This is a genomic window from Streptomyces sp. NBC_00691, assembly GCF_036226665.1.
GTDB lineage: Bacteria > Actinomycetota > Actinomycetes > Streptomycetales > Streptomycetaceae > Streptomyces.
Window position 1 is genome coordinate 7,713,142 of sequence record NZ_CP109007.1, and the last position, 13,431, is coordinate 7,726,572.

Here is a 13,431-nt window from a genome sequence, read left to right on the forward strand (position 1 = left end):
CCGGGGGAGGCGACCATGACGGGACCCGTCCTGGAGATGCGTGCGATCGGCAAGACCTTCCCCGGAGTCCGGGCGCTCTCGGACGTCACGCTGACGGTCCGCCGGGGCGAGGTCCACGCGCTCTGCGGGGAGAACGGCGCCGGCAAGTCGACCCTGATGAAGGTCCTCTCCGGTGTCCACGCGCACGGCGGTTACGAGGGAGAGATCCTCTTCGAGGGAGCGGTCTGCCGCTTCCGGGACATCCGGGCGAGCGAACGCCTCGGGATTGTGATCATCCATCAGGAACTGGCGCTCGTGCCGTACCTGTCCATCGCCGAGAACATCTTTCTCGGCAACGAGCGGGCGACGCGCGGAATCGTCAGCTGGAACGAGACGCTGAAGGAGGCGGCCCGGCTGATGCGCCGGGTCGGCCTCGACGAGCATCCGCAGACCCGTGTCGCGGACATCGGCGTCGGCAAGCAGCAGCTGGTGGAGATCGCCAAGGCGCTGTCCAAGGAGGTGAAGCTGCTCGTCCTGGACGAGCCCACCGCCGCTCTCAACGACGAGGACAGCACCCAACTCCTCGGTCTGATAGCCGATTTGCAGGGGCAGGGCATCACCTCGATCATCATCTCCCACAAACTGGGGGAGATCCGGCGGGTCGCCGACAGGGTGACGATCCTGCGCGACGGCCGGAGCGTCGAGACGCTCGACGTGGCGGATCCGGCCACCACCGAGGACCGCATCATCAGCGGCATGATCGGCCGGGACCTGGACCACCGGTTCCCCGACCGCACACCCTACGCGGGCGACCCGGGCACCGCCCCTGCCCTGGAGATCCGCGACTGGACCGTGTTCCACCCCATCGACCGGCGGCGCAAGGTCGTCGACGGGGTGTCGCTGTCGGTCCGGCGCGGCGAGATCGTGGGCATCGCGGGCCTCATGGGCGCGGGCCGCACCGAGCTGGCGATGAGCGTCTTCGGCCGCTCGTACGGGCGGTACGGGGGCGGCACGGTCCTCAAGGGCGGTACGGCCATCCGCACCCGCAGCGTCCCGGAGGCCGTCGCCCACGGCATCGCGTACGTCACCGAGGACCGCAAGCACTACGGGCTGAACCTCATCGACACCATCGGGCGGAACATCTCGCTCGGCGCGCTCGGCCGGGTCGCCCGGCGGGGCGTGGTCGACGCCCACGAGGAGCGCAGGGTCGCCGAGGGGTTCCGTACCTCCATGAACATCAAGGCGCCCACCGTCTTCGAACCGGTGGGACGGCTGTCCGGCGGCAACCAGCAGAAGGTCGTCCTCAGCAAGTGGATCTTCGCCGGGCCGGACGTGCTGATCCTGGACGAGCCGACGCGCGGCATCGACGTCGGCGCCAAGTACGAGATCTACACGGTCGTCGACCGACTGGCGGCCGAGGGCAAGGCGGTGATCGTCATCTCCTCCGAACTGCCCGAGCTGCTCGGCATGTGCGACCGGATCTACACCATGTCCGCGGGCCGGCTCACCGCCGAGGTGCCCCGTTCGGAGGCGAGCCAGGACGTGCTGATGCGCCACATGACCAAGGAAGACACGAGGGAGAACGACGATGAGCGCTGACGTCACGGCCGAGAAGCCGGTGGCCCGACCGGCCGGGGGAACCATCCGGCCGCTGCTCGACGGCATGCGTCGCAACATGCGCCAGTACGGCATGCTCATCGCGCTCGGCGTCATCGTGGCGCTGTTCGCGGTGTGGACCGGCGGCGACCTGCTGCTGCCGCGCAACGTGTCCAACCTGGTGCTGCAGAACAGCTACATCCTGATCCTCGCGATCGGCATGATGATCGTCATCGTGGCCGGGCACATCGACCTGTCGGTCGGCTCGATCACCGCGTTCGTCGGCGGTGTGGCGGCCGTGCTGATGGTCCAGCACGATCTCCCGTGGCCCGTCGCGGCGCTGCTGTGCCTGGCCATCGGCGCCGTCGCGGGCGCCGCTCAGGGTCTGCTCATCGCCTATGCGGGGATGCCGTCGTTCATCGTCACGCTCGCCGGCATGCTGGTCTTCCGGGGCCTCACCGAGGTCTTCCTGGAGGGCCGGACCCTCGGCCCGTTCCCCGAGGGCCTGCAGAAGCTCGCCAACGGCTTCCTGCCCGAGGTCGGCCCCACCACGAACTACCACAACCTGACCCTGGTGCTCGGCCTCGTACTGATCGCCGTGGTGATCCGGCAGGAGGTCCGCGACCGGCGTCGGCAGAGCGCGTACGCGCTCGACGTGCTTCCGGCCCGGCTGTTCGCGGTGAAGCTCGCCGCGCTCACGGCCTCGGTCCTCGTCTTCACGTTGCTGCTCGCCAGTTACAAGGGCGCGCCGGTGGTGCTGCTGATCCTGGCGGCGCTCCTGGTCGGCTTCGGCTATCTGATGCGCAACGCGGTCATCGGCCGCCATGTGTACGCCATCGGCGGCAATCTGCCGGCGGCGAAGCTGTCCGGCGTACGGGACCGCAAGGTCACGTTCCTGGTCTTCCTCAACATGGGCATGCTGGCGGCACTCGCGGGTCTGGTCTTCGCGGCCCGCTTCAACGCCGCCTCCCCGAAGGCCGGCCTCAACTTCGAACTGGAGGCCATCGCCGCCTCGTTCATCGGCGGCGCGTCGATGAGCGGCGGCGTCGGCACGGTGCTCGGCGCGATCATCGGTGGTCTCGTGCTCGGTGTGCTGAACAACGGCATGAACCTCGTCGGCATCGGCACCGACTGGCAGCAGGTCATCAAGGGGCTCGTCCTGCTGGCGGCGGTCGGTTTCGACGTGTGGAACAAGCGACGGGCCGGCGCGTAGCACCGCGGAGCGATCTGAGGACGCCCGGTGTCATGGAGGCGGCCCGGGTGCGCGGGCCGCGCGGAGTCAGGGGGCCGCCCTGTCGGCCAGGCCGTGCTCGCGGCGTGACCGAAGGGGCTCCTCCTGGGCGGCGTCGGCCGCGGGAGCGGTGACGACCTTGGGGAGGGCGCCCGGGTGCTCCCGCGCGAGCCAGCCGACCAGCTCCTCCCGTACGGCGCACCGCGTCGTCCACAGGTCGTCGGCGTCCTTGGCGGTCACGATCGCGCGTACCGTGATGCCGGTCGGCGAGGTGTCGGTGACCGCGAGGTCCCAGGCCCGCCCGTCCCATGTGGCGCACGTGCCGAGGAACTCCTCCAGGTGCTTCCGCGCGAGGGCGACCGGCGTCGTGTGGTCGCAGTGGACGAAGACCGCCCCCGTCATCTCCGCGCCGCCGCGCGACCAGTTCTCGAACGGCCGCGAGGTGAAGTACGAGACGGGCAGCGTGACACGGCGCTCGTCCCAGGTCCGGACCGTCAGGAAGGTGAGGGTCACCTCCTCCACGACACCCCATTCGCCGTCCACGACGACGGTGTCCCCGATGCGGACCATGTCGCCGAACGCGATCTGGAAGCCGGCGAAGAGGTTGCTCAGCGTCGACTGGGCCGCCACGCCCGCCACGATGCCGATGATGCCGGCCGAGGCGAGCAGGGACGTGCCGAGGGTCCGGAAGGAGGGGAAGGTGACGAGGGCCGCGGCGGCGGCGATCACCCCGACGCCGACAGACACCACCCGCATGATCAGCGTGACCTGGGTACGGACCCGGCGGAGCCGGGCGGCGTCGCGTGAGCGTCCGGCGTACCGCGCGTACGAGGACTCGACGACGGCCGCCACCGTCCGCACCGTCAGCCAGGCTCCGCCGCCGATCAGGCACAGCAGCAGGAAGCGGCTCACCGCCTCCGCGTGCTCGACGAGCGGTCCCCGGTCCGGCGACGCCATCGGGTAGGTCCAGCGCAGCAGCGCGGCCATCACGACGACGTACAGCGGCGTGCGGCAGCGGCGCAGCAGCCCCCACAAGGGGGTCTCCGGATGCCGCGCGTCGGCGAACCGTGCCAGCAGGTCCGCCACGCGGCATACGGCGAGGGCCGCCAGCGCCGAGCCGCCGACGGAGATCGCCAGGCGAATTGCGCTCTCCATGTGCTCCCCAGGGATGAGACGAACAGATACGTCCTGTACGCCTGACCGCCTGCGAGTACGCCAAACACATCCGCCGACGCGGGGGTGGGAGCCGAGGTCCGGGGTACGCGAACAGCATCCGACCCCCAAGGGAGGACACATGGGTCTGGGAGTCTGCATCATCCTGATCGCCGTCGGAGCCATCCTCGCGTTCGCGGCCGACTGGCAGATCGAGGGGGTCGACCTCGATCTCGTGGGGCTGATCCTCATGGCCGTCGGCATCGTCGGCACCGCCGTGTACACGAGCATCCTGCGGCGCCGTCGGGTCGTCGTTCCGCCGGTCGCCCCGACGGTGACCGAGGACGACCGGCGGGGCCTGCGCTGAGTGGTGGCTCCGGTCCTGCGGTGCGGCGGGTGGCCGGGGACGGGCCCGTCCCCGGCCACCCGCCGCACCTCCGTCGTGGGCGGCCGGATCACGACCGGCCGGCGCTCACAGGGGCCGGCAGAGGAGGGCGGCGGGCTTGTCGCCCCTCGCCCAGGCACCGCTGTGCGCGACGCCGGCCGCGTACTCGCCGTCGCCGCACTGGCCCTTGTAGTCGCCGAGGGCGAACTCGCCGCCGGACGCGCCGGCGGGACGGTTGTCGCCGCGGTCGAACCAGAGCGTGCGGCCGGTCTTCGGCAGGGCCCGGGCGGCCTCGGCGCACAGCACGGCGGACACGGCCCGGCCGCGGAGGCTGTAGCCGACCATGAACTGGTTCGCCGGGCACTGGAACTTGGTGTAGCCGCCGGCCCAGTCGCCGTCGGTGACGTGCCGCTCGTCGGTCACCACGGTGAACGCCCCGGCGGGCGCGGCGAGTCCGTGGGCTCCGGTGTCGGTGCACAGCCCGCGCCCGCCGTCGTGGGAGAGACCGACGATCCGCTCACCGTCGGGGCAGGCCGCCTTGCGGGCGCCGCGGTCCCAGTCGCCCTTCCCGCGGGCGCGCAGTGACTGGACGAAGTCGGTGTGGTCCGTGCTGAGCATGTTCCAGGAGTCGGCGACGGGTACGGCGCCGGACCTGCCGGGGGTGCCGACGAGCCGCTGCCAGTGCGGGGCGCGCCAGTCGTCGCCGTCGAGGATGCCGGAGCGCCGGCCCTCGGTGTCGTAGTCCAGCAGCTTCCACCGGCCGTGGCCGGTGAAGCCGACCGCCGGCCAGTAGGCGAAGTCGGCGTCGTGCGCGACGAGGTAGTCGACGAAGTTCGCGAACCACGTCCGGCCCTGCGGAGAGGTCTCGTCGGCGCCGATGCCGAACTCGCTGATCCAGACGGGCGCGGTGTAGTGGCGCCGGGCGTCGTCGGCGACGAAGAGAGCCTGGCGCCGCAGGGTCTCGAAGAGCTCCGCGCGGGGGAGTTCCTGGTACCGCCAGTCGCTGGTCTCGCCCGTGCCGGTCGCGCCGGTGTGCCGGGGGCCGGTGTAGCCGTAGAAGTGGGCCGAGTAGACGAGCTTGTCCGAGGCGACCAGGGTGTGGGACAGCTCGCGGGCCGGTTCGAGGGTGGGCCGCCCGTGCGGGGTCAGGTCGGTGGGTATGCCCTGCCAGTTGATGCCCTCGACGATGACCAGGAGGTCGGGGTTGGCCTCGGTGAGCAGCCGGTCGCCGACCCGCTGGGAGGCGGCCCACCAGTCGTGGTCGTCGCCCCAGCCCCAGTTGGCGTCGTCCATGACCGTGCGGCGGACCTCGTTGTAGAGGTCGGCGCCGACGACGCGCTTGTCGTTCTTGTAGCGCTTGGCGAGGAAGAGCCAGTCGGCCTCCCACTGGGCGGTGGACTGGCTCGTGTTCCACCGTTCGTTGCCGTCCAGCCCGCAGCACCAACGGGAGGTGTTGGTGTGGTTGTTGAGGATGACCGCGAAGCCCTCCGCGGTGGTCGCCGCGATCACCGCGTCGAAGACCTGGAGCGGGGTCCTGCCTCTGAGGGCCGGGTTGGCCGCGACGGCGGCGTCCGGCACGACCCGCTGGTCGTGCAGCATCTCGTTGGAGAACGGCAGTCGGATGCTGTTGGCGCCGAGCCGGTGGAAGTCGGCGAGGACCGTCGCGAGGGGGACACGGTCGAGGCCCAGGGGCACCTGGTCGGACTTCTCGGCGTCGTGGTGACTGGCGGGGTCGTTCACGTCCCCGCTGCCGTTGTACGACCCCTGGGCGCCGTGCCAGTTCACGGACTTGAGCTTGAAGCGGTCGCCGTCGGCGTCCACGACGTAGCGGCCGCGGGTGCTGAGCGGCGGCTGCCAGCTCTCGGCGAGCAGGGAACCGGCGGGGGAGGGGGCGGGCCCGCTCGCGCGGGCCGGTGCGGCGGTGGCCGGGGCCCCCGCGACGACGAGGGCCGCGGCGAGCGCGACCCCCAGCAGTGACTTCTTCATGACGGCCTTAGGTGGGGGACGGATGGGAGCCGTGCCGCAGCATGTTCGCGTGAACAAGGAGCGGCTGACAAGAGTCCGTACCCACAAGTAACCGGAGTGCGGGCTCCGTTGGCCCCGGCGCGCCGCCGTGACCACCGCGCACACCGTCCTCGCCCCCACCGCGACGAGGCGGCGCCGCCGGACGGCCGCACGGCGCGGACCGACGGCGCCGGGCGAGCGCGTCAGCGACCCAGGGCCGACCGGAGCGTGAGTCCGTGGTGGCGCCGCAGCCGGTACAGCTCCCAGACCGACAGGGCCGTCACCGTGACGGGGGCACCGAGGACGAAGACCGCCCGCGCGGCCGGCGGGACCTGGGCGTAGCTTCCGGTGATCACGTCCACGAGGGCCATCTCCCACACCAGGACGCCGGCGAGGATCGGCGGCAGCACCTCGTGGATGTCGGCCGTGCGGAACACGTGCACCAACGACAGTCCGATGCCGTAGAGCGCGAAGCCGAGCGACCAGATGAACAGCGTGACGAGGACGATCCTGCCGGGAAGTCCCACGGCGTCCCGCAGGCCCGCCAGCTCCGGCGCCATGACGAGGGCGGAGGTGCCCATGGACGCCATGATGGCCAGGACGGAGCCGAGGGGACGCAGGACCCGTCGCAGATACACCCGGCGCAGGCCGTCCCGTGCCGCCGCCACGAAGGCGCCTACCACGACGGGGAAGGTGCAGACGAGAACGAGCACGCTGGACCAGCTCTGGTCGAGACGTTCACCCGCCACGCCCTGGACGTCGTCGGCGCTCGCGACGGCGTTGTAGGTGACCATCAGGCCCACCCAGGCGACGAGTCCGAGCCCGGTCCGCCACAACTGGAGCCTGCGGACCTCCCGGTCGTCGACGATCCCGGGGCGGGAGGGACGGAAGGTCCGCTGCGCGGCGTACAGGGGGTTGTAGACGCCACGCAGGATCTTCCGGGCCCGGGAGGGCTCGGGGTGCGACGGCGGCACCGGGGCGTAGGCCGGCGGGTACGGGTGACCCGGCGGAGGGCCGGATCGCGGATACGGGTAGCCCGGGGGAGGCCCGGACTGTGCGTACGGATACCCCGGCGGCGGACCCGGCCGGGCGCCCGGGTGCCCTTGTGGAGGGACCGGGGGAGTGCGGGGGTGACCCTGCGGCGGGTGACCGGACCCACCACCCCCCGCCGCGCTGCCCGCCCCGTCGCCGTACCCGCCGCTGCCGTATCCGCTCATGCCACGTACCCCCGATGTCCCGCACGTCCGAACCCGGGCATCCTAGGGCCTGTCGCCGGACTCCCGTCCGCCCCGGGAGTCCGGGTCGACGGCGGGGGACGGGGCGGCAGATCATGGCACTTCGCCGGACCGCGCATGTCCGGCTGGCGCCGGACGCCCCGGTGGTGGCTTCATGAGGGTGCGGCGGCGTGCGTGCCGCCGCGCTCCGCGTACCACCCCGTCGACGCGCCGAGGTGATCCTTGATGGTGACTGACCGGTACGGCAACCCGTTGCACGAGTGCACCCAGGAGACGGCCGCACATCTGGACCGGGCCGTCGAGGCCCTGCTCCACTTCAGCCCCGAGGTGGAGCGAGCGGTCGGCGACGCCCTCGGGAGCGCGCCGACCTCACCGGTCGCCCAGTCCTTCGCGGCCTACCTGGGGGCGTTGGGCACGGAGCCCGCCGACGCCCTCGCCGCGCGGCGCCGGTTCGACCGGTACGCGGCCGGCGTGGACGTCTCGGCCCTGCCCGTGCGGGAACGTCTGCACGTCGCCGCGGCCGGGACGCTGCTGGCCGGGGACCTCGTCGGGGCCGCCGGACTGCTAGAGGAGCTGTCCCTGGCGTGCCCGAGGGACGCGCTCGCCCTGGCCGTGGGGCACCAGCTGGACTTCTTCACCGGAGACGCGGTCCGCCTGCGCGATCGCATCGGGGGAGCCCTCTCGGCCTGGGATCCCGCCGAACCCCACCGCGGCCTGGTGCTGGGCATGTACGCCTTCGGGCTGGAGGAGTCGGGTCACTACCGCCTGGCCGAGGAGGCGGGCCTCGCGGCGGTCGAGCGGAACCCCCGCGACGTCTGGGCGATCCACGCCGTGGTGCACACCTACGAGATGCAGGGCCGGGTGTCGGACGGCATCGGCTACCTGGACGCCCGCCGCGAGGACTGGGCGCGGGACAACTACCTCGACGTCCACAACTGGTGGCACTACGCCCTCTACGCCCTGGAGGCGGGAGACACCGGCACCGCCCTGACCGTCTACGACGCGTCCCTGCACAACGACGCGTCGGCCGGTCTGGCCATGGAACTCCTGGACGCCGCGGCGCTGCTGTGGCGGATCCGGCTCGCGGGTGGGGAGACCGGATCCCGATACGGGGTGCTCGCCGACGCCTGGGCCGCCCGAGCCGATCCCCCTTTCTACGCGTTCAACGACGTGCACGCCGTCATGTCCTTCGTGGGGGCCGGGCGGCTCGGGGAGGCGGCGCGGCTCGTCGCCGACCGACGGCGCTGGCTGGCCGAGGGAGGTCCGGACACCGTCACCAACCGGCGGATGACCGCGGACATCGGTCTGCCGGTGTGCGAAGCGCTGGTCGCGCACGGGGAGGGTGAACACGCCACCGTCGTGGAGCTCCTGTGGCCGCTGCGCCGCAGGCTGCACGAGTTCGGGGGCAGTCACGCGCAGCGCGACGCGCTCCAGAAGACCCTGCTCGACTCCGCGCTCCGCTCCGGACGGCACGACCGGGCCCGGGTGCTCATCAGCGAGCGGATCGGACTGCGGCCCGACAGCTCGTACAACTGGGCGGCGCGGGCCCGCCTCGCCGATGCCCTGGGCGATGCCGGTCTGGCCGTCGTCGCCCGCGGCCATGAGCGGGACGCGGCCGCGGCAGCGGCCGGGACCCTCCGGCCCCCGACCCTCCGCTAGGGCCTGTCGTCAAACTCCCGTCGTCGCCCGGAGGGCGGCCCCGCGGCGTCTGGTGCGTGCTCTCGGTGTGCCGGGAGGAAGCCCTCGTACTGGACGTACTCGGGCTTTCGCCCGGTGCGGCGAGAGTGCGTGCCAGGCGTCGCGGGGCAGACGGGAGTTTGACGACAGGCCCTAGGCGCCCCGGCACAGTCCGGCAGGCCCCGCCCACCGTCCGGCAGGCGCCCCCGCACCGTCCCTCAGGCCCCCGCCCACCGTCCGGCGAGAGCGCCGCGCCCGCCCCTACAGCGCGGCGTCCGCCGGCGCCTCCGGGCCGTGGGCGTGGGTGTCCGCCTCAGGCCTCCGCCGCTCGGAGTCGCCCGCGGGGACGCGCACCATCGCGAGGACGAGCACCGAGGCAACCGCCCCGAGCGCCGCCGCCACGACCAGGACCGCGTTCAGGCCGGAGGCGAACGCCTCCCGCACCAGGCCCGCCAGCTCGGCGCGTTCGCCCTCCGGCCGGCCGGCGACGATCGACCGGGCCTGCCCGCCGCTCAGCGCGACGGCCGCCCCGTGCGGGTCCGCGACACCGCCGTCGGCCCTGAGCACCCGCTCGATCCGCGACTGGAAGATCAGGCCGAACACGGCGATCCCCAAGGCGAAGCCCAGCTGCCGGAAGGTGTTGACGGCACCGCCCACCATGCCCGCGCGCTCCGGCGGCACGGTGGCCAGGGCCGCCGCCGACAGACTCGGCGTCACGAGTCCGACGCCCAGCCCGGAGACCACCAGCCCCGCCACGAGGTCGCCGCCCGAGGACCCCGCGTCGAGCGTGGCCTGCATCCCCGAGCCCAGGGCGATCAGCGCCAGCCCGCCCCCGATGGTCGCCCTCGGGGGCCAGGGGCCGAAGCGGCCCGCCAGCGCGGACACGGCGAACGCGGAGGCACACATCGGCAGGAGGTACAGACCCGCTTCGACGGGCTCGTACCCCAGGACGGACTGCATCCACAGGGACTCGTACAACAGGTAGGCGAACGCCGCGCCCTGCAGGAACAGGGCGCTGACCATGATGCCCGTGAACGACGGTCCGCGGAACAGCGACAGATCGAGCACGGGATGCTCGTGCCTCGTCTCGGCCACCACGAAGAGGGCGAGCGCGACGGCCGCCGTGGCGAACAGACCGAGGGTGAAGGGTGTCGTCCAGCCCTCGGAGTGGGCGCGGATCAGCCCGAACGTGAGGGCCCCGCTCGCCACCGTGAAGGTCACCGTGCCGAGCACGTCCGCACGCTGACGGCCCCGTCCCTCGGCCTCCCGCACCGACCGCAGCGTCAGTACGACGGCGGCCAGACAGACCGGCAGGTTCACGAAGAAGATCCATCGCCAGTCGAGGTACTGGGTGAGGAGTCCGCCGGCCATCGGTCCGGTCGCCGCGGCGACCGAGTTGGTGGCGCCCCACACGGCGAAGGCCACGCCCCGGTCCCGGCCGCCGTAGTGCGTGCCGAGCAGCGCGATCGTCGTACCGAACATCCCGGCGGCGCCCAGCCCCTGCACCGCCCGGGCACCGACCAGCACACCCGCGTCCGGCGCGACCGCGCAGACCACCGACGCCCCGGTGAAGACGATCAAGCCGGCCAGGTACACCTTCCGGCGGCCGATCCGGTCCGCGCGGGAACCGACACCGAGCAGCAGGGACGCCAGCGCCAGCGCGTAGGCGTCGACCACCCACTCCAGGTCGGAGAGCGTGGTGCCCAGGTCCGCCGCCATGGCGGGCAGCGCCACGGTCACGATCGTGACATCCAGGAGAAGCATGAACGTGCCCAGACAGATCGCGGCCAAGGGCCCCCACTTACGCATCCGAACCCCTTCGCCGCCCGCCGCACCGAAGAGGGCCCCCGGCGGCGCCCATGATCCACGCGCGAGCGGCGTTCTCCCTCAGGACCCGCCGCCACGCCCACAGCGTGGACCGCAGGGAGGTATGCCTAGGTCCGCCTGGAGGATCAGCGGTGGCGGGGCCGAAGGGCCGCTCATAGCTTCGCCGTATGACCAAACGACAGCTCGCCTACCTGGCATGCACCGTGACCCTCGTGGTCTCGGGAATGGGGGCCGCCGCTCCGACGGCCGACCATCGGACGGTGCACCGGGTCAAGCCCGGCGGATCGATCCAGAAAGCGGTGGACGCGGCCAAGCCCGGGGACACGGTGATCCTCTCTCCCGGCACCTACCGTGAGAGCGTCCGCATCACGACCTCGAACCTGACCCTGCGGGGCTCGACCGTCTTCCCCACCGTCCTCGAACCCGGCAGGGCCGCCGCGGAGGACACCTGCGCCACGGCCGGCCACGGCATCTGCGTGACCGGCGAGGACGGCAGTCCCGTCGAGGGCGTCACCGTGCGCTCGCTGACGCTCAAGGGCTTCACCAGGAACGGCCTGTGGGCCTCGCGGACCGACCGGCTGAAGGTCCACCGGGTCACCGCCGAGAAGAACGGCAACTGGGGCATCGCCCTGGAGCGCTCTGTGCGCAGTGTGCTGACCCACAACGTCGCCCGGGACAACGCCGACGCCGGACTGTTCGTCTCCAACACCACCGACACCGAGGCGGGCGCCGTCGACACCAAGGGGACGGTGATCAGCCACAACCGCCTGTCGGGCAACCGGATCGGCGTCACCGTGCGGCGGCTGCGGAACCTGACCGTCGAGCGCAACGAGGCGACGGGCAACTGCGCCGCCGTGTTCGTGGTGGGCGACGAGTCCACGCCGCGTGCCGGGGCGATGAGCCTGCGCCGGAACGACATCCACGCCAACAACAAGAACTGCCCCAAGACCCCCCGCCTGCCCTTCCTGCAGGGCTCCGGGATCGTCCTCACCGGCGCCGAGGAGACGCTGGTGGCGGAGAACAGGATCGTGGACAACGTCGGCGCCTCGCCGCTGTCCGGCGGCATCGTGCTCTTCAAGAGCTTCGTGGGCGCCCTCAACGAGCGCAACGACATCCGCGACAACGTCGTGCTCCGCAACGGCTCGGCCGACCTCGCCAACCGTGACACCGGCACGGGCAACACCTTCCGCGGCAACACCTGCGGGGTCTCGGAGCCCGCGGGCATGTGCTGACGCCCGTCCCGCTCCCCCCTCCACCCACGGCACCACAGCACAGACAAGGCGACAGATGACGACTGTTGATCCGGTTTCCCCCCCTGTCGATCAGACTCCGCCGCCGCCCATGCGGCTCAGGGAGCTCGTGTTCGGGGCGGCCTGCGCCGCCGCCGTACGCGCGGCCGTCCGCCTCGGAGTGGCGGACGCCCTGGACGACACGCCCATGACCGTCGAGGACCTGGCGGCCGCGGTGAAGGCGCAGCCGCGGACCCTGCGGCGACTGCTGCGCGCCCTGTCCAGCCAGGGCGTCTTCACGGAGCGCCCCGACGGCACGTTCGCCCACACGGCCATGTCCCGGCAGCTGCGCGAGGACGACCCGCACAGCCTGCGCTACATCGCCCTGTGGTGCACGGAGCCGTGGACCTGGGACGTCTGGCCCAAGCTCGACGAGGCGGTGCGCTCCGGCCGCAACGTCTTCGAGGACGTGTACGAGAAGGAGTTCTTCCCGTACCTCAACGAGGACGCACCCGAGTCCGCGTACGTGTTCAACCGGGCCATGACGACATCCAGCCAGCAGTCCGCCCGAGACGTCGCCGATCTGCTCGACCTCCAGGGAGCCACCTCGGTCGCCGACATCGGAGGCGGACAGGGGCACGTCCTGGCGAGTCTGCTGGAGCGGCACCCCACCCTGAGCGGCACGCTGCTCGACCTGCCGGGCGTGGTGGGCAACGCCGATCCGCGCCTGCGGGACGGCGGCGCGCTGGCCTCACGGGTCCGTGTCGTGGCCGGCGACTGCCGCGAGGACATCCCCGTCCAGGCCGATGTCTACATCATCAAGAACATCCTGGAGTGGGACGACGAGAGCACCCGCAGGGCGCTCGCCAACGTCCGCGCGGCGGCGCGCCCCGGCGCCCGGGTCGTCGTCATCGAGAACCTCGTCGACGACACCCCGTCGATGAAGTTCACGACGGCGATGGACCTCCTGCTGCTCCTCAACGTCGGCGGTGCGAAGCACACCCGGCAGAGCATGGTCGACCGGCTCACGGAGGCGGGGCTTCTCATCGGTGAGATCCGCCCGGTCAACGCGTACCTCCACGCCTTCGAGTGCACCGTGCCCGCCTGACCGGGACG

Annotated in this window: 10 protein-coding genes; 6 read left to right on the forward strand and 4 right to left on the reverse strand. The window is 72.1% G+C overall.

Going from position 1 to position 13,431, the window contains the following annotated elements; translation table 11 throughout:
• The first annotated feature begins 15 nt into the window (after positions 1-15).
• Together mmsA and mmsB are read left to right on the forward strand one after the other, a co-directional pair.
• The gene (gene mmsA / locus OG392_RS34530; protein ID WP_329286103.1) at positions 16-1,578 is read left to right on the forward strand and encodes a multiple monosaccharide ABC transporter ATP-binding protein; all 1,563 of its coding nucleotides are present in this window, start codon (positions 16-18) and stop codon (positions 1,576-1,578) included.
• Positions 1,568-2,788, forward strand: a complete 1,221-nt coding sequence (gene mmsB, locus OG392_RS34535) for a multiple monosaccharide ABC transporter permease (protein WP_329286105.1) — start codon at positions 1,568-1,570, stop codon at positions 2,786-2,788. The genes mmsA and mmsB overlap by 11 nt, the downstream gene beginning before the upstream one ends.
• Before the next feature lie 66 nt (positions 2,789-2,854).
• Here mmsB and OG392_RS34540 read toward each other — a convergent pair whose 3' ends face one another.
• The gene (locus OG392_RS34540; protein WP_329286107.1) at positions 2,855-3,961 is read right to left on the reverse strand and encodes a mechanosensitive ion channel family protein; all 1,107 of its coding nucleotides are present in this window, start codon (positions 3,959-3,961) and stop codon (positions 2,855-2,857) included.
• A gap of 139 nt (positions 3,962-4,100) precedes the next feature.
• Here OG392_RS34540 and OG392_RS34545 point away from each other — a divergent pair, with 139 nt between their 5' ends.
• Positions 4,101-4,325 (forward strand): DUF6458 family protein, encoded by a 225-nt coding sequence (locus OG392_RS34545; protein WP_329286109.1) that lies wholly within the window; start codon positions 4,101-4,103, stop codon positions 4,323-4,325.
• Positions 4,326-4,430: 105 nt separating this feature from the next.
• On the opposite strand, the gene OG392_RS34550 is transcribed toward OG392_RS34545, so the two are convergent.
• Positions 4,431-6,329 carry a cellulase family glycosylhydrolase gene (locus OG392_RS34550; protein WP_329286111.1) on the reverse strand — a complete coding sequence of 633 codons (1,899 nt, stop codon included), beginning with the start codon at positions 6,327-6,329 and terminating at the stop codon, positions 4,431-4,433.
• A gap of 221 nt (positions 6,330-6,550) precedes the next feature.
• Complete coding sequence (locus OG392_RS34555; protein WP_329286113.1) at positions 6,551-7,321, reverse strand: hypothetical protein; 771 nt, start codon at positions 7,319-7,321, stop codon at positions 6,551-6,553.
• Between the two features lie 486 nt (positions 7,322-7,807).
• Between OG392_RS34555 and OG392_RS34560 the strand changes: the two genes are divergently transcribed.
• On the forward strand, positions 7,808-9,241 hold the full coding sequence (locus OG392_RS34560; protein WP_329286114.1) for a tetratricopeptide repeat protein: 1,434 nt from the start codon (positions 7,808-7,810) through the stop codon (positions 9,239-9,241).
• A gap of 279 nt (positions 9,242-9,520) precedes the next feature.
• Here the strand turns inward: OG392_RS34560 and OG392_RS34565 are convergent, their stop codons facing one another.
• Positions 9,521-11,068, reverse strand: a complete 1,548-nt coding sequence (locus OG392_RS34565) for an MFS transporter (RefSeq protein WP_329286116.1) — start codon at positions 11,066-11,068, stop codon at positions 9,521-9,523.
• A gap of 185 nt (positions 11,069-11,253) precedes the next feature.
• On the opposite strand from OG392_RS34565, the gene OG392_RS34570 reads away from it, so the two are divergent.
• Together OG392_RS34570 and OG392_RS34575 are read left to right on the forward strand one after the other, a co-directional pair.
• On the forward strand, positions 11,254-12,318 hold the full coding sequence (locus OG392_RS34570) for a right-handed parallel beta-helix repeat-containing protein (RefSeq protein WP_329286118.1): 1,065 nt from the start codon (positions 11,254-11,256) through the stop codon (positions 12,316-12,318).
• 55 nt (positions 12,319-12,373) lie between these two features.
• Positions 12,374-13,423 carry a methyltransferase gene (locus OG392_RS34575; protein WP_329286120.1) on the forward strand — a complete coding sequence of 350 codons (1,050 nt, stop codon included), beginning with the start codon at positions 12,374-12,376 and terminating at the stop codon, positions 13,421-13,423.
• Positions 13,424-13,431 lie beyond the last annotated feature (8 nt).

Bases quoted from the DNA above. Each gene is read 5' to 3' on its own strand.
- mmsA (WP_329286103.1), top strand. From the start codon at position 16: ATGACGGGACCCGTCCTGGAGATGCGTGCGATCGGCAAGACCTTCCCC.
- mmsB (WP_329286105.1), top strand. From the start codon at position 1,568: ATGAGCGCTGACGTCACGGCCGAGAAGCCGGTGGCCCGACCGGCCGGG.
- OG392_RS34540 (WP_329286107.1), bottom strand. From the start codon at position 3,961: ATGGAGAGCGCAATTCGCCTGGCGATCTCCGTCGGCGGCTCGGCGCTG.
- OG392_RS34545 (WP_329286109.1), top strand. From the start codon at position 4,101: ATGGGTCTGGGAGTCTGCATCATCCTGATCGCCGTCGGAGCCATCCTC.
- OG392_RS34550 (WP_329286111.1), bottom strand. From the start codon at position 6,329: ATGAAGAAGTCACTGCTGGGGGTCGCGCTCGCCGCGGCCCTCGTCGTC.
- OG392_RS34560 (WP_329286114.1), top strand. From the start codon at position 7,808: ATGGTGACTGACCGGTACGGCAACCCGTTGCACGAGTGCACCCAGGAG.
- OG392_RS34565 (WP_329286116.1), bottom strand. From the start codon at position 11,068: ATGCGTAAGTGGGGGCCCTTGGCCGCGATCTGTCTGGGCACGTTCATG.
- OG392_RS34570 (WP_329286118.1), top strand. From the start codon at position 11,254: ATGACCAAACGACAGCTCGCCTACCTGGCATGCACCGTGACCCTCGTG.
- OG392_RS34575 (WP_329286120.1), top strand. From the start codon at position 12,374: ATGACGACTGTTGATCCGGTTTCCCCCCCTGTCGATCAGACTCCGCCG.